Origin of the sequence: Pseudomonas kitaguniensis, assembly GCF_049199985.1 — a bacterium.
GTDB lineage: Bacteria > Pseudomonadota > Gammaproteobacteria > Pseudomonadales > Pseudomonadaceae > Aquipseudomonas > Aquipseudomonas kitaguniensis.
In genome coordinates, this window is record NZ_JBLZPT010000008.1 from 164210 (window position 1) to 187397 (window position 23188).

General features: G+C 61.2%; 14 protein-coding genes. 11 read left to right on the top strand and 3 right to left on the bottom strand.

What is annotated here, in order from left to right; all coding sequences use genetic code 11:
• Positions 1-70: 70 nt before the first annotated feature.
• A complete protein-coding gene (locus ACOZK9_RS13190; RefSeq protein ID WP_058411572.1) occupies positions 71-766 on the bottom strand; it encodes a pirin family protein in 696 nt (231 codons plus the stop codon).
• A 217-nt stretch (positions 767-983) separates the two neighbouring features.
• Here ACOZK9_RS13190 and ACOZK9_RS13195 point away from each other — a divergent pair, with 217 nt between their 5' ends.
• On the top strand, positions 984-3431 hold the full coding sequence (locus ACOZK9_RS13195) for a UvrD-helicase domain-containing protein (RefSeq protein WP_421555977.1): 2448 nt from the start codon (positions 984-986) through the stop codon (positions 3429-3431).
• Positions 3432-3640: 209 nt separating this feature from the next.
• Here the strand turns inward: ACOZK9_RS13195 and ACOZK9_RS13200 are convergent, their stop codons facing one another.
• Positions 3641-3913: a DUF1652 domain-containing protein gene (locus ACOZK9_RS13200; protein WP_058411570.1), complete on the bottom strand. Its 273-nt coding sequence runs from the start codon at positions 3911-3913 to the stop codon at positions 3641-3643.
• 741 nt (positions 3914-4654) lie between these two features.
• Between ACOZK9_RS13200 and ACOZK9_RS13205 the strand changes: the two genes are divergently transcribed.
• From ACOZK9_RS13205 to ACOZK9_RS13240, 8 genes are all read left to right on the top strand, one after another.
• Positions 4655-6088, top strand: a complete 1434-nt coding sequence (locus tag ACOZK9_RS13205) for a serralysin family metalloprotease (RefSeq protein WP_122251187.1) — start codon at positions 4655-4657, stop codon at positions 6086-6088.
• A gap of 48 nt (positions 6089-6136) precedes the next feature.
• Entirely contained in the window at positions 6137-6505 is a 369-nt protein-coding gene (locus ACOZK9_RS13210; protein ID WP_421555978.1) for a protease inhibitor Inh/omp19 family protein, read from the top strand.
• A 103-nt stretch (positions 6506-6608) separates the two neighbouring features.
• On the top strand, positions 6609-8363 hold the full coding sequence (locus tag ACOZK9_RS13215) for a type I secretion system permease/ATPase (RefSeq protein WP_122251188.1): 1755 nt from the start codon (positions 6609-6611) through the stop codon (positions 8361-8363).
• Complete coding sequence (locus ACOZK9_RS13220; RefSeq protein ID WP_058411566.1) at positions 8360-9673, top strand: HlyD family type I secretion periplasmic adaptor subunit; 1314 nt, start codon at positions 8360-8362, stop codon at positions 9671-9673. The genes ACOZK9_RS13215 and ACOZK9_RS13220 overlap by 4 nt, the downstream gene beginning before the upstream one ends.
• A gap of 2 nt (positions 9674-9675) precedes the next feature.
• Positions 9676-11010, top strand: a complete 1335-nt coding sequence (locus tag ACOZK9_RS13225; RefSeq protein WP_152748452.1) for a TolC family outer membrane protein — start codon at positions 9676-9678, stop codon at positions 11008-11010.
• A gap of 30 nt (positions 11011-11040) precedes the next feature.
• Positions 11041-13998 (top strand): autotransporter serine peptidase EprS, encoded by a 2958-nt coding sequence (gene eprS / locus ACOZK9_RS13230; protein WP_421555979.1) that lies wholly within the window; start codon positions 11041-11043, stop codon positions 13996-13998.
• 172 nt (positions 13999-14170) lie between these two features.
• Positions 14171-17257, top strand: coding sequence for an autotransporter serine protease (locus tag ACOZK9_RS13235; RefSeq protein WP_122250890.1), 3087 nt, complete (start codon positions 14171-14173; stop codon positions 17255-17257).
• A 111-nt stretch (positions 17258-17368) separates the two neighbouring features.
• The gene (locus ACOZK9_RS13240) at positions 17369-18799 is read left to right on the top strand and encodes a polyurethane esterase (protein WP_152748450.1); all 1431 of its coding nucleotides are present in this window, start codon (positions 17369-17371) and stop codon (positions 18797-18799) included.
• Between the two features lie 57 nt (positions 18800-18856).
• Here ACOZK9_RS13240 and ACOZK9_RS13245 read toward each other — a convergent pair whose 3' ends face one another.
• Positions 18857-19081, bottom strand: a complete 225-nt coding sequence (locus ACOZK9_RS13245; RefSeq protein ID WP_058411561.1) for a YgdI/YgdR family lipoprotein — start codon at positions 19079-19081, stop codon at positions 18857-18859.
• A gap of 187 nt (positions 19082-19268) precedes the next feature.
• On the opposite strand from ACOZK9_RS13245, the gene ACOZK9_RS13250 reads away from it, so the two are divergent.
• Positions 19269-20915 carry a VRR-NUC domain-containing protein gene (locus tag ACOZK9_RS13250; protein WP_152748449.1) on the top strand — a complete coding sequence of 549 codons (1647 nt, stop codon included), beginning with the start codon at positions 19269-19271 and terminating at the stop codon, positions 20913-20915.
• Positions 20912-23167, top strand: a complete 2256-nt coding sequence (locus ACOZK9_RS13255) for an ATP-dependent DNA helicase (RefSeq protein WP_421555980.1) — start codon at positions 20912-20914, stop codon at positions 23165-23167. The genes ACOZK9_RS13250 and ACOZK9_RS13255 overlap by 4 nt, the downstream gene beginning before the upstream one ends.
• The last annotated feature ends 21 nt before the right edge of the window (positions 23168-23188 follow it).

Genomic DNA, 23188 nt, shown 5'->3' on the forward strand with positions numbered 1-23188 from the left:
CCGGCCGCATGATCGTTCCCACGCTCTGCGTCCAGCTGTAGAAGCTGGCGCGGAGCGCGGGAACGATCAATCAGGCCAGATCAACCAGCACGATCTCGCTGTCTTCCAGCGCCGTTACGCGCAACACCTGCTCATTTTCCACCGCCACACCATCCCGCGCCTGTGCACGCAGCCCATTCACCTCAATCACCCCCGTCGCCGGCACCAAGTACGCGCGGCGCCCGCCGTCCAGCCGGTACTCGGCGCTTTCCCCAGCCTTCAGGTTGGCCGCCACCAACCGCGCGTCCGCACGAATCCGCAAGCTTTCACTGTCCCCCGCCTTGCCACTGGCCAGCGTCACAAAGCCCTCACGGTCGCCTTTCGGAAACGGCTTGGCACCCCAGGAAGGCGGCAAACCCGCCTCATTCGGAATAATCCAGATCTGAAAAATCTTCGTCGGCGCGCCTTCCAGGTTGTACTCGCTGTGCGCAATCCCGGTGCCCGCACTCATTACCTGCACATCGCCAGCCTCGGTGCGGCCTTTGTTGCCCAGATTATCGGCATGGCTGATAGCGCCTTCACGCACATAGGTGATGATTTCCATGTCACGGTGCGCGTGCTGCGGGAAGCCGGTGCCGGGCGCGATGATGTCGTCGTTCCATACCCGCAGGTTGCCCCAATGCATGCGTTCGGGGTCGTGGTACTCGGCAAATGAAAAGTGGTGATGGGCATCAAGCCAGCCATGGTGGGCGCCGCCCAAGGTATTGAAAGGTCGAAGTTCAAGCATGATCGTCTCCTGTTGATGTCGCCATGATCCACCCGTGCATGATCGATAAAAAGCGTAAAAAATGCCTTATTCCCATCCAATAATCCGATTGGTTCCTGGCGTTTTGACTTTCACTTCATCGGCTAACTGCATGACGTGAAAGCAATTGGCTGGAACTCAACGCCGATTCCGGCGACCATGGCGGCTTCGCCAAAACATCCTCATCGCTGGAGTCCGCGTGCCGCAACAAACGCCCGATTTGCCCCCCGATCTGCTGCCACTGGCGCAAATGCCCCTGCTTAAACGGCTGGCCGCCCGCTTGTTCGGCCACGGCCTGACGCGCTTGCGTGCCCAGCATCGGTTTTCCTGGCTGCACGGGCAAGCCGACGGGTTCCGCAGCGGGCACGAGGCCGGTGTGGAATATGGCTACCGCGAGGGTAAGGCAGACGGTATCGAGGAGGGGCGGCAAGTATTGTTGATCCGTGACTTTCGCCCCGATGAGCACACGGCGCCAGGCGTGGATCACAACTTGTTCGACGATTGGCGACTGCCACTCGGCGCTGACCTTAAAAAGCGCATGAAGGCCGATGTGGCGCGCTTGCTGCCGGCCCATGCGCAGCCGAGTACCGCGCAATGGAAGATGATTTTCAGTGACACGCCCTCGACCTCGGTGATTGCCGGTGCGGGTGCGGGTAAATCCACCTCGCTGGTGCTGCGCATTCTGCTGCTCACGCATTACCTGGGCTTTGAATTGAGCTCGATGACCGTGGTGACCTTCACCCGCGAGTCGCGCAAAGACTTCATCAACAAGCTCATGCACATTCTCAGCCTGTGGGGCCAACCCCTTGGCGTTAAAGAAGCTCAGGCCGTGGTGCGTACCTTTCATTCACGCATTCTGCCGATGGTGCGCAGCTTGCCGGGGTTCGAGCGCTTGCAAGCCTTTGAGAATCTCGGCAGTGGTGTCGAGGACGCGGACAGCAACCCGTTCGACCTGCGCATCAGCGACGCGCAGCGCCAACAGATGAACGCCTGCTATCACCGGCTGCAGGGCCGACATGAACGTTTTCGCGAGCTGATCGCGCCATTGGCACGCCATGGCCTGCAACTCAAGGAGCTGGAGCGCGATCACCCGGATGTACAGAAGCGCATAGCGGTAACCGAGCTGGCCGCCAAGCGCGATGAAGAACTCTGTGATGTGATCGAAGACCTGTGGTTTCGCGCTGGCGCCTGGCCGATAAAGGGCATTGAGCCGAGCCGCCAGGCCTTCGAAATCAACGGCGCGCAATTTCATTGCCACGGCTACATCCCGGAACTGGATGCCTGGGTGGTGCTCGGCTTCGACGCACGGGAAGACGCCCGGATCAGCCGGCCGAATTCAAAACTGTCGGTACGCGCAGAGTGGGCGGTTAAGCGCACCTTGTTTCAAGCTTTCTGCCGTAAGCCATTGATATGGTTGGATAGCTACGAGTCTTCCAAGCGCCTTTTAAGCAGCCTGGCGGGTGATGCCAGCGCCGGGCCTGGCTTTGATTACAAGGTGAAAGGCGAACTCACGTCAGCACCGCTACTGGACAGTTTTGTCATGGCCGCCGGGTTTATCGAGAACCTCGGGTTGGACGTACCCACCGCTGTGGGGCAGATGAGCTTTGCGCAGGACGACCCGGACCGCGGTTTTTTTGAAGCCCTGAGCATTTTCTGGAAAGCTCTGGAAGAACACCTGCTCGACCAGTCGCCGCCGATCATGACCTATAACCGCATGTTCTCGCTGTTTGGCGAGAACACCCCGGAAAATCTCAAGTTGCTCAGTGACCCCTTGCTGCGACCGATGTCGCACCTGATGATCGATGAATTCCAGGACGTATCGCCGCAGATCGTCTCGTGGGTACGCGCCAGCCTGCGCGAAATCCGCAGCCGTGGCCCGGCAATGCACGTCGGCCGTGGCGCGCAACGCTCGTCGTTGCTGTGTGTGGGTGATGACTGGCAATCGATTTATGGCTGGCGCGGCAGTTCGCCGAAGTACTTCATGGAGTTCGACCAGCAATTCCCGTCACCCAGCACTACGCGCGTGATGCTCAGCGAGAACTACCGCAGCCATCAACACATCATCGACGCTGCCGAGCATATCGTGCGTGCAGCGCCGTCGCTGCCCGGCAAGAAGGCCAAGGCGAGTGGTCAACCCCGAGAGCGTGTGCCCGTAACTGTGCTGACGCGCGACGACGCTGCGCTGGGTCGGCAGTTACTGGAACGCTATCAACAAGGCGATTCGATGTTAATGCTGTATCGAAAAAGTAGCGATAAGCTATTGATTGAACAGCATATTCAGCCTGTAGTTAATCTGGATTCTAGCTTGCCGCCACAAGCCCGCCGGTTAAAACAGCTGACGTATCACAGTGCCAAAGGCCTGCAAGCGGATTCGGTATTCCTGCTCGGCGACTGTCAGCACCTCACGAGTTCGCCCTACAAGAACCAGGTGTACCGCATGGCGGGCTTGGGCAAGGACGGCGACAGTGAACCGTATGACACCGCGCAAAAAGACGAAGTGCTGCGCCTGGCCTATGTCGGCATCACGCGGGCGGTAAGCCATTGTTATTGGTATGTGGAAAAGCCCGAAGGCCAGGGCGTGAATCTGCCCAGAGCATCCGAGCGGGTAGACGGCGCAAAAGCGTTTTTTGACGATCAGCGCGGCTAAACCGGCTCAAAAGCAGACGGCCCAAAAGCGGGCCTGAATGGTCGGATAAAACGCGCTTGTGTGGAGGCGGGCTTGTGTGGGAGAGGGCTTATGTGGGAGCGGGCTTGCTCGCGATAGCGGTGTGTCAGCTGAAAAATACGTGTCTGACACACCGCTATCGCGAGCAAGCCCACTCCCACAGTTGCCCGGCAAGCAATGCTGGAATCGAATCAGGCGCGCAAGGACAGCGGTGGCACGAAACACTCCAGCTCGTACTCCACCGATTCGATGATGCGCTCAACATCGGCGGCATTCATCACGGTGGCGCACGGGATGCCGGCAATCGCGATCAGCGTCTCGCCGCTGGCACGGTCGAACAGGCGGGCAACCATGCTGCCGGGGGCGTCCATGCTGCCCTCGAAGCCCATCGGATGGAAATGCCAGCGCATCAGCTGGCAGGCGTTGGGGAACGTCACTTTGTTCATGTTGCCCACCTGGTTCATTGAGCGCTTCCTTAAGCTCGCGGCAGGGCCATAACCTTCACTGGTCGTGGCAGTGTAGGACTTCAAAGTAGCATTCGCGCGGGCGCCCAAGGTGAGTTTTTTGGCGCCGTTTGGCGGTTGTTTGCGATTAATTTGATCTGCGTCATGCCCGCCTGCAAATCAGGCGAATTGCCACTATTGATAGACGCCGTTTCGCCATTGACAGCGCGGTCAAACCCAGGATGTAACCGCCGTCTGCCCGTCACGGCGCTGCACATGCCGCGTATTGTCTCGGCCTTACCATCGCTGGGTCAGGCGTTGTTGCCCGCGCTCTATCGAAGTGCGACTAAGTACAACTTAGTGGCACTATGCCTTGCACTTTTGTGGCCCGGTAATGGGGGACAACCCTGATTAATAGCGCAAGTAGCCTGTCGCCAATGCTGTAATTGGCACGGTGGCAATATATTGGATCCATTCAACAACTAGGCTGTTAAAACGTGTCCGTGCGCAACGCTATTTAATATTTAAATAACACCCAGTCTGAAACTGTCGGACAAAAGCAGTTGCGCCCAACAAACACTGCGCGCGACTTGATCTTATTGAATGAGCGCCACCTATTCACTGCGGAAATATGTGTAGACGGAAGATTTCAAATTGTGTCAATTTTCTTACGCCTTCAAAAGAGGCGAGTGATAGGACGACCTCGCCCGCGTGGGTCCTATCGACCAAGACTGATGCATTTGCAAACAAGGAAGTCCGTTTATGTCAAAAGTAAAAGAGAAGGCTATTGTTTCTGCCGCGCAAGCCAGCACGGCTTACTCGCAAATCGATAGCTTCAGCCATTTGTACGACCGTGGCGGCAACCTCACGGTCAATGGCAAACCGTCCTACAGCGTCGACCAGGCAGCCAACTTTTTGCTGCGTGATGGTGCCGCTTACCGGGACGTCGATGGCAACGGTAAGATCAACCTGACTTACACCTTCCTGACCTCGGCTACCACGGCCACCATGAACAAACATGGCATCTCCGGGTTCAGCCAGTTCAATACCCAGCAGAAAGCACAGGCCGCACTGGCCATGCAATCCTGGTCGGATGTCGCCAACGTGAGTTTTACCGAAAAAGCCACCGGCGGTGACGCCCACATGACCTTCGGTAACTACAGCGGCGGCCAGGATGGCGCAGCGGCGTTCGCCTACCTGCCCGGCAACGGCGCAGGCTACGACGGCGTCTCGTGGTACCTGACCAACAGTGGCTACAGGGAAAACACCACGCCGGACGTGAATAACTACGGCCGTCAGACCCTGACCCACGAAATCGGCCACACCCTGGGCCTGTCCCACCCTGGCGACTACAACGCCGGTAATGGCAACCCAACCTACAACGACGCGACCTACGGACAGGACACGCGCGGCTACAGCATCATGAGTTACTGGAGCGAGAGCAACACCAAGCAAAACTTCAGTAAAGGTGGCGTCGAGGCTTATGCTTCCGGCCCGCTGATCGATGACATTGCCGCGGTCCAGAAGCTCTACGGCGCCAACTACGCGACCCGCGCAGATGACACCACCTACGGTTTCAACTCCAACACCGGTCGTGATTTCTATAGCGCAAAATCCAGTGCCGACAAGCTGGTATTTTCGGTATGGGACGGTGGCGGCAACGACACCCTGGACTTCTCCGGTTTTACCCAGAACCAGAAAATCAACCTCAATGAGGCCTCGTTCTCCGACGTGGGCGGCATGGTCGGCAACGTGTCCATCGCCAAGGGTGTCACCATCGAGAACGCCCTCGGCGGTTCGGGTAATGACCTGATCATTGGTAACAGCGCAGCCAACGTAATCAAAGGCGGTGCCGGCAACGACATCATCTACGGCGGCGGCGGTGCGGACCAACTGTGGGGCGGCACCGGCAGCGATACCTTCGTGTACGGCGCCAGCAGCGACTCCAAGCCAGGTGCTTCGGACAAGATCTTTGACTTCACCTCGGGTTCGGACAAGATCGACGTGTCCGGCATTACCAAAGGTGCGGGCTTGAGCTTCGTCAGTGCGTTCACCGGGCATGCCGGCGATGCGGTGCTGAGTTATGCCTCGGGTACTAACCTGGGCACCTTCGCCGTAGACTTCTCTGGGCATGGCGTGGCGGATTTCCTCGTCACTACCGTGGGCCAGGCAGCCGTCAGCGACATCGTGGCGTGATGTAAAGCGCGCGGCGCTGCGGCGCCGCGCACTCTGCCGGAGTTAAAGATGCCGCGTTTTTTTTATTTGATCGCCTGTGTTTCACAGGTGTTGTTCGTGTCGGCAGGAGCCCATGCAATGGCTAGCAGTCTCGTTTTACCCACCACCGCGCAATTGGCCGGCCATTGGCAGTTGCACCAGCAGGATCAGGTCTGCGCGCTGGACCTGTTGGAGCAGGCCAACGCCCTGGCCGGTGATGTTGCCTGCGCCGAGCAATGGCTGGGTGATAAACCGCTGAGCTGGTCGCCGACGCCCGACGGTATTTGGCTGATGAACGCCGAAGGCACTGGCATTACCCATTTAAATCGCCAGAAACCCGGCGAATATAAAGGGCATACCCCCGCGGGCACAGAAGTTGTTCTGCAACGAATACCTTAGTTAACAGTAATAAGCATATAACTCGATTTTAATAGTTGGCCGTCCCGTGTCAGGGGCGCGGGCAACTGTTGCGCGTCATTCGGTTCAGGGAAGATCAAACACTATGGCGACGTCCCGTGCGGTTGCACCCTTATTCAGGGCGCTGGGTGAATATAAGAGCATTTTGATCAGCATCGGCTGTTTCACCGCATTGATTAACGTATTAATGCTGGTGCCGTCGATTTACATGCTGCAAGTGTATGACCGCGTGTTGTCTTCGCAGAATGAAACCACGCTGGAGATGTTGACGCTGATGGTCGTGGGCTTCTTTGCCTTTATTGGCACACTCGAAGCCCTGCGCAGTTTTATCGTGATTCGCATCGGCAGCCAGTTAGAGCGGCGGTTCAACTTGCGCGTGTACAAAGCCGCGTTTGAACGCAACCTGCAACGCGGCCAGGGCAATGCCGGGCAGTCGCTGGGCGACCTCGGGGTTATTCGTCAATTCATCACCGGGCCTGCGCTGTTCGCGTTTTTCGATGCGCCGTGGTTTCCCATCTATCTGCTGGTGATCTTCCTGTTCAACGTGTGGCTTGGCGTGCTGGCCACGGCGGGCGCGGTGCTATTGATTGCGCTGGCGTGCCTGAATGAATACCTGACCAAAAAACCGCTGGGCGAGGCGGGCGCGTTTTCCCAGCAGTCGACCCAGTTGGCCACCAGCCATTTGCACAACGCCGAGACCATCCAGGCCATGGGCATGCTCGGCGCGTTGCGCAAACGCTGGTTTGCCGTGCATTCGCAATTTCTCGGTTTTCAGAACAAGGCCAGCGACACTGGCTCAATCATCACCTCGCTGAGCAAGTCGCTGCGCCTGTGCCTGCAATCGCTGGTGCTGGGCCTGGGCGCGTTTTTGGTGATCAAAGGCGAGATGACCGCCGGCATGATGATCGCCGGCTCCATCCTGATGGGCCGCGTGCTCAGCCCCATCGACCAGTTGATCGCCGTATGGAAGCAATGGAGCTCGGCCAAGCTGGCCTACCATCGGTTGGACGATTTGCTGCGTGAATTTGCCGCCGACGAGGCGCCCATGGCGCTGCCTGCGCCCAAGGGCCAGGTGAGCTTCGAGCAGGTCAGCGCAGGCCCGCCCGGGCGGCGCGTGCCGACCTTGCAGCAGGTCAGCTTTAACCTCGGCGCCGGTGAAGTGCTCGGTGTGCTCGGCGCCTCGGGCTCGGGTAAATCGACCCTCGCCCGCGTGTTGGTGGGCGTATGGCCAACCCTGGCCGGCACCGTGCGCCTGGATGGCGCCGACATCCATCGCTGGGACCGTGAAGACCTCGGCCCGCATATCGGTTACTTGCCGCAAGACATCGAGCTGTTCAGCGGCAGCATCGCCGACAACATTGCGCGTTTTCGTGATGCCGACCCGGCGCTGGTGGTCAAGGCCGCGCAACAAGCCGGCGTGCATGAGCTGATCCTGCGCCTGCCACACGGCTACGACACGGTGCTGGGCGACAGCGGCGGCGGTTTGTCCGGTGGCCAAAAGCAACGCGTTGCCCTGGCGCGTGCGCTGTACGGCGGGCCGCGCCTGATCGTGCTGGATGAGCCCAACTCCAACCTCGACACCGTTGGCGAAGCCGCGTTGGCCAGTGCCATCGTGCAGATGAAAGCCCAAGGCAGCAGCGTGGTGCTGGTGACGCACCGTTCCTCGGCGTTGGCCCAGGCCGACAAGTTGCTGGTGTTGAACGACGGGCGTTTGCAGGCCTTCGGCCCCAGCCAGGAAGTGCTGCGGGCCTTGTCGGGCCAGCCACACGAAGCACCGCGTGAAAAGGCCGGCGTCAGCCTGAGCCGTCAGTATCAAGCCGCAGGGAACCCTGGCGCATGAGTAGCCTCACTGTTGAACCTCGTTTTAAAGAACGCGACGCCGGTTTTTTTGTGCGCATCGGCTGGCTGATGACCCTCGTCGGTGCGGGTGGATTTTTCCTCTGGGCCAGCTTGGCACCGCTCGATCAAGGCATCCCGGTGCAAGGCACGGTGGTGGTGTCGGGCAAGCGCAAAGCCGTGCAAACCTTCAGCCCCGGCGTGGTCAGCCGGATTCTGGTGAAGGAGGGCGAGTGGGTGAAACAGGGCCAGCCGCTGTTTCGCCTTGACCAGACCCAGAACCAGGCCGATGTGCAATCGCTGCAAGCCCAGTACCGCATGGCGTGGGCCAGCGTGGCGCGCTGGCAGGCCGAGCGTGACAACCGTGCAAGCATCAGCTTTCCGGCCGAACTGAGCGCCAGCCCCGACCCGGCGCTGGCGCTGGTACTCGAAGGCCAGCGCCAACTGTTCAGCAGCCGCCGCGAAGCGGTTGCCCGTGAACAAGCGGGCATTCGCGCGAATATAGACGGCGCCACCGCACAGTTGAACGGCATGCGCCGCGCCCGCAGCGATTTAACCGCCCAGGCGCAATCGCTGCGCGACCAACTGAGCAACCTGCAACCGCTGGCCGACAACGGCTATATCCCGCGCAACCGGCTGATGGAATACCAGCGCCAGCTGTCCCAGGTGCAGCAGGACCTGGCGCAGAACAGCGGCGAAACCGGCCGTGTGGAGCAGGGCATCGTTGAATCGCGGCTCAAGTTGCAGCAGCACAGCGACGAATATCAAAAAGAGGTGCGCAGCCAATTGGCCGACGCGCAATTGCGCAGCGTCACCCTCGAACAGCAACTGACCTCGGCAGGCTTCGACCTGCAGCACAGCGAAATCAACGCGCCGGCCGATGGCATTGCGGTCAACCTCGGTGTGCACACCGTCGGCGCCGTGGTGCGTGCCGGTGAAACCTTGCTGGAAATCGTGCCCCAAGGCACTCGCCTGGAAGTGGAAGGGCATTTGCCGGTGCATCTGGTCGACAAGGTCGGCCCGCATTTGCCGGTCGACATTCTCTTCACCGCCTTCAACCAGAGCCGCACGCCGCGTGTGCCGGGGGAAGTCAGCCTGATTTCTGCCGACCAGATGCTTGATGAAAAAACCGGCGCGCCGTATTACGTGCTGCGCACCACGGTGAGTGAGTCCGGCCTGCAAAAGCTGCATGGCCTGGTGATCAAGCCAGGCATGCCGGCCGAGATGTTTGTGCGCACCGGCGAACGCTCGTTGCTCAATTACCTGTTCAAGCCGCTGCTCGATCGCGCCGGCTCCGCGTTGACTGAGGAATGAGCATGAAACCAGTGTTCATGGCCTTGCTGCTGTGCTGCACCAGTGCGCACGCGGCCATGGGCCCGTTCGATGTGTATGAGCAGGCGTTGCGTAACGATCCGGTGTTTTTGGGCGCGATCAAGGAGCGCGATGCGGGCCTGGAAAACCGCACCATCGGCCGCGCCGGGCTGTTGCCGCGGCTGTCCTACAACTACAACAAGGGCCGCAATAACTCTGAAGCGCACCTGCCGGACGGGCGCGGCGGCAACTACCGCGACGACCGTAACTACAACAGTTACGGCTCGACCTTCAGCCTGCAACAGCCGTTGTTCGACTACGAAGCTTATGCCAACTACCGCAAGGGCGTGGCGCAGTCGTTGTTTGCCGATGAAAGCTTTCGCGACAAGAGCCAGGCGCTGCTGGTTCGCGTACTGACCTATTACACGCAGGCGTTGTTTGCCCAGGACCAGATCGACATTGCCCGCGCCAAGAAGAAGGCTTTCGAGCAGCAATTCCAGCAAAACCAGCACCTGTTCCAGCAAGGCGAGGGCACGCGCACCGACATTCTGGAAGCCGAGTCGCGTTATGAGTTGGCCACCGCCGAAGAGATCCAGGCGCTGGATGAGCAGGACGCATCGCTGAGGGAATTGGGCGCGTTGATCGGCGTGCAGAGCGTCAACATCAATGACCTGGCACCGCTGAACCAGAGCTTTGCCGCCTTCACGCTGACCCCGGCCAATTACGACACCTGGCATGAACTGGCGATCAGCAATAACCCGACCCTCGCGTCGCAGCGCCAAGCTGTGGAAGTGGCGCGCTATGAAGTCGAGCGCAACCGCGCCGGGCACTTGCCCAGGGTCACCGCCTATGCCAGCTCGCGCAAGCAAGAGTCCGACAGCGGCAACACCTACAACCAGCGCTACGACACCAACACCATCGGCATCGAAATCAGCGTGCCGCTGTATGCCGGTGGTGCCATCTCGGCATCCACCCGCCAGGCCAGTCGCGGCATGGAACAGGCCGAGTTTGAGCTGGAAGGCAAAACCCGCGAAACCCTGATCGAGCTGCGGCGCCAGTTCAGCGCCTGCCTGTCGGGCGTGAGCAAGCTGCGCGCCTATCAAAAGGCGCTGAGCTCCGCCGAAGCGCTGGTGGTGTCGACCAAGCAAAGCATCCTCGGCGGCGAGCGCGTCAACCTCGATGCGCTGAACGCCGAGCAACAGCTTTACAGCACCCGTCGCGACCTGGCCCAGGCGCGTTACGACTACCTAATGGCCTGGACCAAATTGCACTACTACGCGGGCAACTTGCGCGACACCGACCTGGCAAAAGTCGACGAGGCCTTCGGCCCTGTGAAATGAGCCGCCATAACAACAATAAGGATGGTTTTAATGATCACCGATTCACCGCGCTTCAAACCCTTTACCGCAGGCTCATTGCTGCTGTTGTCCGTTGCGGCTCAAGCGGCTTACACCGAGACCGGCCAGCCGGGTAACCCGGCCAGTTGGCGTTCTGCCGAATTCCAGAGCGACTGGGGCTTGGGCCGCATGAAGGCGGATGAAGCCTACGCCGCCGGAATTACCGGCAACGCGGTGAAAATCGGTGCGCTGGACTCGGGGTTCGATGCCGATCACCCGCAAGCCTCCGCAGCGCGTTACCACGCGGTCAGCGCCACCGGGACTTACGTGGATGGCAGCGCGTTCAGCACCACCGGCGCGCTCAACCCCAACAACGACTCGCATGGCACGCATGTCACCGGCACCATGGGCGCGGCGCGCGATGGCGAGGGCATGCACGGCGTGGCCTACAACGCGCAAATCTATGTGGGCAACACCAACGCAAATGACAGTTTTCTGTTTGGCCCGACCCCGGACCCCAAGTACTTCAAGGCCGTGTACAGCGCCTTGGTCGATTCCGGCGTGCGCGCGATCAACAACAGTTGGGGCAGCCAGCCCAAAGACGTCAGCTACCAAACCCTCGGCGACCTGCATGCCGCCTACGCGCAGCATTACCAGCAGGGCACGTGGCTGGATGCGGCGGCGGACGTGGCCAAGGCCTCGGTGATCAACGTGTTCAGCGCCGGCAACAGCGGCTACGCGAATGCCAGCGTGCGTTCGGCGCTGCCGTACTTTCAGCCGGAACTCGAAGGCCACTGGCTGGCCGTGTCGGGCCTGGACAAGGCGAATAACCAGAAATACAACCAGTGCGGCATCGCCAAGTACTGGTGCATTTCCACCCCCGGCGCGTTGATCAACAGCACCGTTCCGGGTGGCGGCTACGGGGTAAAATCCGGTACCTCGATGTCGGCGCCGCATGCCACCGGCGCGTTGGCGCTGGTGATGGAACGCTATCCGTACATGAACAACGAGCAGGCCTTACAGGTGCTGTTGACCACCGCCACGCAGCTCGACGGCTCAATCACCCAAGCCCCCAACAGCAGCGTGGGCTGGGGCGTACCGGACCTGGGCCGGGCGATGCACGGGCCAGGGCAATTGCTTGGCGCGATGGACGTAAACCTGGCGGCCGGGCAGGGCGATGTATGGAGCAACGGCATCTCTGACCAGGCGTTGCTGCAACGCCAGGCCGAGGATCGCAGCGAACACAGCGCCTGGCAGCAAACCCTGATCGACAAGGGCTGGCAAAACGGCGTGAGCGCGACCGCCAGCCAGCAGGACCAGACCGACTACGCGGTGGGCAGCGCACGCGACCTGGCTGCGGTGAACCGCGTGTACGCAGGCAGCCTGATCAAGTCCGGTGCCGGCAGCCTGGTGCTCAGCGGTGACAGCACCTACCGCGGCGCAACCACCATCAATGGCGGCTTGCTGGCGGTCAATGGCGCGTTGACCTCGGCGGTGACCGTCAACAACAGCGGCACGCTTGGCGGTTCCGGGCGCATTGCAGCGCTGCAGGTGAACAGTGGCGGCCGCGTGGCGCCAGGCAATTCCGTGGGCACCTTGCAGGTGGCGGGCGACGTGAATTTGGGCGCGGGCTCTACCTACGCGGTGGAACTGACGCCGACCAGCAGCGACCGCATTGTGGCGGGCGGCAAGGCCGTGCTGGGTGGCGGCACGGTCACCCTGGCGCTGGAAAACAGCCCGACGTTGCTCAGCCAAAGCCAGGCGCAAAGCCTGATCGGCCGTCAATACAACATTCTTCAGGCTGCCGGCGGCGTACAGGGGCAGTTTGGTCAGGTGCTGCCTGACTATCTGTTCCTTGGCGGCACGCTCGACTACGCGGCGAATGGCGTGCAATTGAACGTGGTGCGCAATGACGCCAGCTTCGCCAGCGTCGGGGCCACCCGCAACCAGCGCGCTGTTGCTGGCGCCGCCGAGCAATTGGGCGCGGGCAACCCGGTGTATGAAAGCGTGCTGCAGTCGGATTCGGTGGCGGCGGCCCAACACGGCTTGCAGCAGTTGTCGGGCGAAATCTACCCGGCGCTTGGCGCGATGCTGATCAACGACAGCCTGCAACTGCGCGACGCGGTGGGCGAGCGCCTGCGCCATGTGCCGGTCAGCGGCGAGCGCAACCTGTGGTTCAAGGCGCTTGGCGCCTGGGGCAAGGCCGACAGCCGCAGCGAAACGGCGGGCGCCACGACGTCCATCGGCGGCCTGCTCGCGGGTGTCGACGGCGCCCTTGATGAGCAGACTCGCGTGGGTGTGGTCGCCGGCTACAGCGACAGTTCATTGAGCCTGGGCAACGGCACGCATTCATCGGCGTCCATCGACAGTTACCACTTCGGCGCGTACGCCGGGCGTGAGTTGGGTGATTGGCGCGTCAGCGTCGGCGGCGCTTACAGCTGGCATCGCGGCGATGTAAAGCGTGACCTCAACTATGGCGAGGTCAGTGGCAAGCAAAAGGCCAAGCTGGAGGCGCGTACTGCGCAGTTGTTCACCGAGGCCGCCTACCGTATTCACCTGCAACCGTTGGCGCTGGAGCCGTTCGCCAACCTGGCTTACGTGCATTTGGACAGCGATTCCTTCCACGAAAAAGGTGATGCCGCAGCGCTGGAGCGCGGCAGCGATCAGCGCGATGCGCTGCTCAGCACGCTCGGTCTGCGGGCGCTGAAAAGCCTTCCTCTGAATGACCACCAGCAACTGCAATTGTCCGGTTCGCTGGGCTGGCAACACAGCCTCAGCGCCGTTGAATCCGCCGAGCACCTGGCGTTTGTCGCAGGCGGGCCTTCGTTCGCCGTGCGCAGTACGCCATTGCTGCGTGATGCCGCGCTGGTCGGTGTGCAGGCCAGCCTGGCGCTGAGCGCGCAGACGCGAATCAACCTGGATTACAACGGCCAGTTGGGCGGCCGCGAAAAAACCCAGGGCGTGGGTTTGAGCCTCAACTGGCAGTTCTAAAACACCCTCATTCAAACCAGCTCCACCACTGAGCGTTCCCACGCGCAGCCGAGGGTGCCTCCCGTGACGCCTGACAACCTCGCCAACAGCGGGACGCAGAGCGCCTGGGGCGGCATTCCCACGCAGCGCGTGGCAACGATCAAAAACGTCATAAAAACTAAGGACGGTCAACGTGAACAAACGCAAATCAGGGGGTTTTTCCGCCACTCGCACAGGCCCGGGCTACCCGCTCAGTGCGCTGCTGTGCTGCCTGGCAGGTCTGGGCAGTGCCCAGGCCGCGCCCTATGTAGAAACCGGCAAACTGGGCGACGCCGCCAGTTGGCGCAGCGACGAGTTCAAGGCCGACTGGGGCCTGGGCGCGGTGCATGCAGACACCGCCTACGCGGCCGGCTACACCGGCAAGGGCGTCAAGCTTGGGATCTTCGATCAGCCGGTGTATGCCGCGCACCCGGAATTTGCCAGCCCCAACAAAGTGGTGACGATTGTCACCGAGGGCATTCGCCAATACACCGACCCGTACATTCCGGTGAAGGCGGGCGATGCATTCCGCTACGACGGCACGCCGTCGTTGGGCTCCAACGGCAAATTGGGTAACCACGGCACCCACGTCGGCGGCATCGCCGCGGGTAACCGCGATGGCGGGCCGATGCATGGCGTGGCGTTCAATGCGCAAATCATCAGCGCCGAAAACGGCGACCCCGGCCCGGAAGACGGGATCATCCTCGGCAACGACGGCGCGGTGTACAAAGCCGGCTGGGACGCACTGGTCGAAAGCGGTGCGCGAATCATCAATAACAGCTGGGGCATCGGCATCGGTGAGCAGTACGCGAAAGGCGGGCGTGACCCGGCCTTTCAGAATTTCACCGTGAATGAAGCGCAGGCGCAGTTCAATAACATCCGGCCGATCCTCGGCACTCTTGCCGGTGGCGCTTATCAAGGTGCAATTGATGCCGCGCGCAGCGGTGTGCTGACGATCTTTGCCGCCGGTAACGATTACAACCGCAACAACCCGGACGCGATTTCCGGCCTCGCGTATTTTGTGCCGGACATCGCGCCGAACTGGCTGTCGGTGGCGGCCTTGCAGCAAAACCCCGACACCACCAGCGCCAATCCGTATGTGATCAGCACCTTTTCGTCGCGCTGCGGCTATGCGGCGAGCTTTTGCGTGTCGGCCCCCGGCACGCGCATCTACAGTTCGATCATCAACGGCACCAGCCTGGAAAACCTCACCACCGACTACGCCAACTTCAACGGCACCTCCATGGCCGCGCCGCACGTGGCCGGCAGCGCGGCGGTGTTGATGGAGCGCTTCCCGTACATGAATGGCGAGCAAATTTCCACGTTGCTGAAAACCACCGCCACCGACCTCGGCGCGCCGGGCATCGATTCACTGTATGGCTGGGGCATGATCAACCTGGGCAAGGCGGTAAACGGGCCGGGAATGTTCGTCACGGCTGAAGATATTCCGGCTGAGTTTCGCATCGACGGTGCCTATGGCAGCGGGCAATTTGTAGCGGACCTGCCAGGCATCGGCGCGGTGGTGGATGCCGGCAAACCGACCGAACGCGTGTGCACCGACGTGCATTGCGGGCGCGATGTGTGGAGCAATGACATCTCGGGCCATGGCGGCCTGACCAAGCAGGGCATCGGTACGTTGCTGCTGACCGGCAGCAACACCTACAGCGGCCCGACGTTGGTTAATCAGGGTTTGCTGGCCATCAACGGCTCGGTGACGTCTGACGTCACCGTCAGCCAGAGCGGCATCGTCGGTGGCTCGGGGCGCATCGGTTCGCTGACTGCGCAAAGCGGCGGCACCGTGGCGCCGGGTAACTCGATTGGCACGCTGAACGTGGCGGGCGATGTGACCTTTAACGCTGGCTCGACTTATGCGGTGGAGTTGTCGCCGACCAGCAGCGACCAAATCGTCGCCAGCGGCACCGCCACGCTCAACGGCGGCACCGTGACCCTGGCCCTGGAAAACAGCCCGACCTTGCTGACCAACGCGCAGGCCGCAAGCCTGATCGGTCGTCAGTACAACATCCTGCAAGCGGCGGGTGGCATTACCGGCAATTTCGCTGCGGTACTGCCCGACTACCTGTTTATCGGTGGCACCCTGAACTACGCCGCCAACGGCGTGCAATTGGCTGTGGCGCGTAATGCCAACAGCTTCGCCAGCGTCGCCGCCACGCAGAACCAGCGTTCCGTCGCGGCGGCTGCCGAGCAATTGGGGGCGGGCAACGCGGTGTATGAAAGCCTGTTGTTGGCGCCGACTGCGGCTTCGGCACAAGGCGCGTTCCAGCAACTGTCCGGCGAAATCTACCCGGCGTTGGAAAATGCCTTGGTCAACGACAGCCGCTACGTGCGCGAAGCGGTGGGTGAACGCTTGCGCAATGGCGACATGGGCGCGAGCAGCCAAACCCTCGACAGCCGTGGCAACGTGTGGGTCAAGGCACTCGGTGCGTGGGGCAAGACTGACAGCCGCAACGACACCGCAGGCTACACCAGCGCCATCGGCGGCCTGCTGGCCGGCGTCGACGGCGCGCTCGACGACGCCACCCGCATCGGCTTGGTGGCAGGCTACAGCGACACCTCGTTGAACATGGGCAGCGACACTCACAGCCGTGCCTCGGTCGACAGTTACCACTTCGGCGCCTATGCCGGGCGTGAGATCGGCGCCTGGCGTTTGAGTGGCGGCGCGACCTACAGCTGGCATCGCGCCGACGTGAAGCGCGACCTGCAATACGGCGCTGTAGCCGGCAAGCAGACCGCCAAGGTCGATGCACGCAGCACTCAGGTGTTCACCGAAGCGGCGTACCGCGTCAATCTGCAACCGTTGGCGCTGGAACCATTCGCCAACCTGGCTTACGTACACCTGGACAGCGATGGTTTTACTGAAAAAGGCGACGCCGCCGCGTTGAAAGGCCGTGATGACACCCGCGACGTGGTGCTGAGCACCTTGGGCGTGCGTGCCTTGAAGACCTTCAACGTCAACGACCACCAGCAACTGGAGGTGTCCGGCACATTGGGCTGGCAGCACAACCTGAGCAGCGTCGATTCCGAACAGCACCTGGCGTTTGCCTCGGGCGGGCCTTCGTTTGCGGTGGAAAGTACGCCGCGCGCGCGTGATGCGGCATTGGTCGGCGCTCGCGTCAGCCTGGCGCTGAGCAAGGAGGCGCGGGTGAGCTTTGATTACAACGGCCTGCTGGCCAGTAAAGACAAGGTTCACGGGGTAGGTTTGAGCCTCGACTGGGCGTTCTAAAGGGTGACAAACCTGATGCATACGCCGGGCGCTTGTTAGCGCCGGGCTTATGCATCAGCGGTACAAGTGTTTTCGCTTTCTCGACAAATCCAACAAAAGAGAGGCATTACCATGGGTATCTTTGACTATAAAAACCTTGGCAACGAGGGTTCCAAAACGTTGTTCGCCGATGCAATGGCGATCACCTTGTATGCTTACCACAACCTGGATAACGGCTTTGCCGTGGGCTATCAGCACAACGGTTTGGGCGTGGGCTTACCCGCCACACTGGTCGGTGCGCTGCTCGGCAGTACCGATTCACAAGGCGTGATTCCCGGCATTCCCTGGAACCCCGACTCGGAAAAAGCCGCGCTTGAGGCGGTGCAAAAAGCCGGTTGGACGCCGATCAGTGCGAGTGCGTTGGGCTATGGCGGCAAGGTCGATGCGCGCGGCACCTTCTTTGGCGAAAAAGCCGGCTACACCACGGCGCAAGTCGAGGTGCTGGGCAAATACGATCACGCCGGCAAGTTGCTCGAAATCGGCATCGGTTTCCGTGGCACCTCGGGGCCACGCGAAAACCTGATCAGCGATGCCATCGGCGACCTGATCAGCGACCTGCTCGCCGCCTTGGGGCCTAAGGATTACGCGAAAAACTACGCGGGTGAAGCCTTCGGCGGCCTGCTCAAAAATGTCGCCGACTATGCCGGTGCGCAGGGCTTGAGCGGTAAAGACATCGTGGTCAGCGGCCACAGCCTGGGCGGGCTGGCGGTCAACAGCCTGGCGGATTTAAGCAGCAGCAAATGGTCGGGCTTCTACAAGGACGCCCACTATGTGGCCTTCGCCTCGCCAACCCAAAGTGCCGGCGACAAGGTGCTGAATATCGGTTACGAAAACGACCCGGTGTTCCGCGCTTTGGACGGCTATTCCTTCAACCTGTCGTCGCTTGGCGTGCACGACAAGCCGCACGACTCGACCACCGACAATATCGTCAGCTTCAACGACCACTACGCGTCGACGGTATGGAATGTGCTGCCGTTTTCGATCGTCAACCTGCCGACCTGGGTGTCGCACCTGCCCACGGCGTATGGCGACGGTATGACGCGCATCCTCGAATCCGGCTTCTACAACCAGATGACTCGCGATGCCACGGTGATCGTCGCCAACCTGTCCGACCCGGCGCGGGCCAACACCTGGGTGCAGGACCTCAATCGCAATGCCGAACCGCATAAGGGCAACACGTTTATCATCGGCAGTCACGGCGACGACCTGATCCAGGGCGGCAAAGGTGCGGACTTTATCGAGGGAGGCAAGGGCAATGACACGATCCGCGACAACAGTGGGCATAACACCTTTTTGTTCAGCGGCCACTTCGGCAACGACCGCGTGATGGGCTACCAACCGACAGACAAACTGGTGTTCAAGGATGTGGCGGGGAGCACCGACGTGCGTGACCACGCCAAGGTCGTCGGCGCCGATACCGTGCTCACGTTTGGCGCCGACTCGGTGACCCTGGTGGGCGTCGGGCATGGCGGGCTGTGGACGGACGGTATTATGATCGGCTGAGTTAAAGCCCTGTGGCGAGCAACCACAAAGGGCCGCTCGCCACAGGCACGGTTGTGATTACTTTTCGTCGCGCACTGTGGCCACGTCATCCGCTTTTACGCGGATGTGCTTGCCGGCTATGTCGGTGAATTCATAGAAGCCGTCGGCGGTTTTGGTTTTGGGGGTGTCTTTCGTCAAATACTGCGTGCCATTTTGCAATGTCACCACGGTTTGCGTCGCGCAACCGGCCAGTACCAGAAAAGTGAGTGCAACCATCGGTAGACCCAAATTCTTCATGTTCATAACCCTGCCTTTAACCCTGAAAAGTCCCGCGCCATGGGCTGCGGGCCGATAAATGTTACTCGATCAACAGCCCTATCTGATCACTTTTATACGAAAAGTTGCGTGCGCCATTTATCTATTAGCGATTGCAACAAGCGGTTTGCATCGGCACTCTGTATGCATAACCAGTATTTGATCAGCGCGCGCCATGGCCAACCCCCTCGACGACCCCTTGTATTACCTGCACAACTTCCGCCAAGTGCTGCATTGGCTTGCGCAGCGCTATGCCGATTTGCTCGACGCCGATGAATTGCACTTCATTCAGCAATTCGACAGGTTGCCGCAGGCTTCGCAAGCGCTGCTGGTGCGCATGGTGATGCGCAAGGGCGTGCACTTTCGTGCGAGCAAACTCAACTACCTCGAAATTGGTTGCACCCACGCCGCCGCGCTCGCGCTGGTCGAACAGGGCTGGGTGGATGAGCGCAGCCTGCTGGCGTTTGAAGCGCTGTTCGCGCTGCTGCAAAAGGGCGAAGTTCTCGACGCGTTCAAACCGTGGATTGATCAACCCAAGGCCAAAAAGGCCGATTGGCTGGCGTCGCTGGCCGAGCAGTTCACCGAACAGCGCAGCTTTACGCAGTGGTGCCCGCAGGTCGGCGATGCGCTCTACAGCCTCACCGTGATGGACCTCTGCGACCGCCTGCGGTTGATGTTCTTCGGCAATCTGTACCAGGACTGGTCGGAGTTCGTGCTGGCTGACCTGGGCATCTACACCTACGAAAAAGTCGAGTTCTGCGCCGAGTCGCGTGGCCTGCGCAATCGCGACGATGTGCGCGGGTTTCTGTTCCTGCACCACTGCCAGCAGGCCTTTGAAGCGGGGCAGGCGCTGGACGAGGTGTTGGCGCAAATAGCGACGCTTGCCACCGACAATCCCTGGCTGGAAAAACGCCGCGCCAAACTGCTGTTCCAGATCGGCCAATGCTGCGAGCGCAGTGCCGAACTCGACCTGGCGCAACAGATTTACCGTGCTTGCGCCTACCCCGGCGCGCGTTCACGGCTGATTCGGGTGCTCGAGCGCCAAGCCGATTACAGCCAAGCCATGGCCCTGGCGTGCGCCGCGCAACAAGCGCCGGAAAGCGCCGCCGAACACCAGCATATGCTGCGGGTGCTGCCGCGCCTGCGGCGCAAACTTGGCGAGCCGGCGCAGCCCACGCCCAAGCCGCGTGCGGTGACCCGCCTGGACTTGGCGCTGGCCGTGCCGGAGCCGCTGATGTCGGTGGAATATTGCGTGCAGGCGCACCTCAGCGAGCCCGACGCGCCGGTGCATTACGTCGAGAATGGGCTGATCAATTCGCTGTTCGGGCTGTTGTGCTGGGAGGTGATTTTCGCGCCGTTGCCGGGCGCGTTTTTCCACCCGTTCCAGCGCGGGCCGGTGGACCTGCACAGCGAAGATTTTCATCAGCGCCGCGCCAGCTTGTTCGCCGCGTGTTTTGAACAACTCTCGGATGGTCGCTACAAAACCACCATCCGCCAACGCTATGCGCAAAAATGGGGCATTCAATCGCCCTTTGTGTTCTGGAACCTGCTCAGCGAAGAGCTGTTGGAGCAGGCGCTGGCGTGTTTGCCCGCCGAACACCTGCGCTACTGGTTTGAACGCCTGCTGCTCGACATTCGCGCCAACCGCACCGGCATGCCCGACCTGATCCAGTTCTGGCCGGCGCAAAAGACCTACCGCATGATCGAGGTCAAAGGCCCCGGCGATCGCCTGCAAGACAACCAACTGCGCTGGCTGGAGTTTTGTGGTGAATACCAGATGCCGGTCACCGTCTGCTATGTGCGCTGGGCAACACCCGCTTGAGCTATAAGGTCGCGGTGCGCGCGCTGTGCGAGTTCACGGCCAAGGTCGGCGACCTCGACCTGCGTTTCACACCGTCGCCCAGCGCCCAGGAAGGCATCGTCGGCCACCGCACTGTCGCCTCGCGGCGCAGCGCGCATTACCAGCATGAAGTCGCGCTGGAAGGCGAATACCAGCAGCTCACCGTGCGGGGCAGGGCGGACGGCTACGACCCTGACCGCAATCGCCTGGAAGAGGTCAAAACCTATCGCGGCGACCTCGACGCCCAGCCGGCTAACCACCGGCTGTTGCATTGGGCGCAGGTCAAGGTTTATGGCTGGCTGATGTGCCAGAAGCTCGGGCTTGGCGAAATCGACTTGGCGCTGGTGTATTTCGACATTGTCGGCGAGGGCGAAACCCTGCTCAACCAGCGCTTTCAGGCGGCCGACCTGGCGCTGTTTTTCAACCAGCAATGCGCGCTGTTCCTCGGCTGGGCGCGCCAGGAGATGCAGCACCGCGAAGCGCGCAACAGCGCCGCGCAAGCCCTGGCGTTCCCGCACGCTGACTTTCGCCCCGGCCAACGCGCCTTGGCCGAATCGGTGTACAAGGCGGTCAGCACAGGCCGCTGCCTGATGGCTCAGGCGCCCACCGGCATCGGCAAGACCGTCGGCACGATTTTCCCGCTGCTCAAGGCGCTGGCGCCACAACAACTGGACAAAGTCTTCTTCCTCACCGCCAAGACTCCCGGCCGCAAGTTGGCCCTCGACGCCGCCCAAGTGCTGTACGACAGTCATGCCGAATTACCGCTGCGGGTGCTCGAACTGGTCGCGCGGGACAAGGCCTGCGAACACCTCGACAAAGCCTGCCATGGCGACTCCTGCCCGTTGGCCAAGGGCTTTTACGACCGCTTGCCCGCCGCGCGCACGGCCGCCTCCAGGGTGCGCCTGCTGAACCAGCGCAACCTGCGCGAGGTGGCGCTGGCGCATGACGTGTGCCCGTACTACCTGAGCCAGGAAATGGCGCGCTGGGCCGACCTGGTGGTCGCCGACTACAACTACTATTTTGACTTCGGCGCCATGCTGTTCGGCCTGGCCCAATTGAATCAATGGCGGGTCGCGGCGCTGGTCGACGAAGCCCACAACCTGGTCGAGCGTGCGCGTTCGATGTACAGCGCGAGCCTCGACCAATACAGCCTCAAGACCGTGCGCGACACCGCGCCCGAGGCACTGAAGAAACCCTTGCAACGCCTCAACCGCGAATGGAACGCCCTGCACAAGGACCAGCTCGCGCCTTACCAGGCCTATGCGAGCAAGCCGGACAAACTGCTCCAGGCGCTGAGCCTCTGTGCGAGCGCGATGGGCGATTATTTCAACGATCACCCCGAAGCCCTCAGCGGTGACCTGCAAGCCTTCTACTTCGAGGCGCTGCAATTTGCCAAAGTGGCCGAGCTGTTCAACGAACACTTCATCTTCGACATCAGCAAGCGCCAGTTCGGCGGCAAACGCAGCGCCTCAACCCTGTGCCTGCGCAATGTGGTACCCGCCGAATTTATCCGGCCCAGGCTCACGGCCGCGCGCAGTAGCGTGCTGTTTTCTGCGACCTTGAGCCCTCGGCATTATTACGCCGACTTGCTCGGCTTGCCGGCAGACACCGCGTGGATCGATGTGGAATCGCCGTTCAAGGCCGAGCAATTGCAGGTGCGCATCGTCGATCAAATCTCGACGCGTTTTGTGCATCGCCACGCCTCCCTCGAACCGATAGTCGAATTGATCGCCCGGCAATTTGCGCAACAGCCAGGCAACTATTTGGCGTTTTTCTCAAGCTTCGATTACCTGCAACAAGTGGCGCAGTTGATGGCGCAGCGGCACCCGCAGGTTGCGCTGTGGTTGCAGTCACGCGGCATGGCCGAGGCCGAGCGGCACGCCTTCCTCGATCAGTTCACCCAGCACAGCCGGGGCATCGGCTTTGCGGTGCTGGGCGGCGCGTTTGGCGAAGGCATCGATTTGCCGGGGGCACGCTTGATCGGGGCGTTTATCGCGACCTTGGGGTTGCCGCAACTGAACCCGGTCAACGAGCAAATGAAGGCACGCATGGGTGCGATTTTCGGCGCAGGTTATGACTACACTTACCTGTACCCCGGCATTCAAAAAGTCGTGCAGGCAGCGGGGAGGGTGATCCGCAGCCAACAGGATCGCGGCGTGGTGATGTTGATTGATGACCGCTTCGGCGAGGCGCGCGTGCGGCAGTTGTTGCCGCGCTGGTGGGCAGTGGATTAAGTGCGCCGGGGTTATTGATGC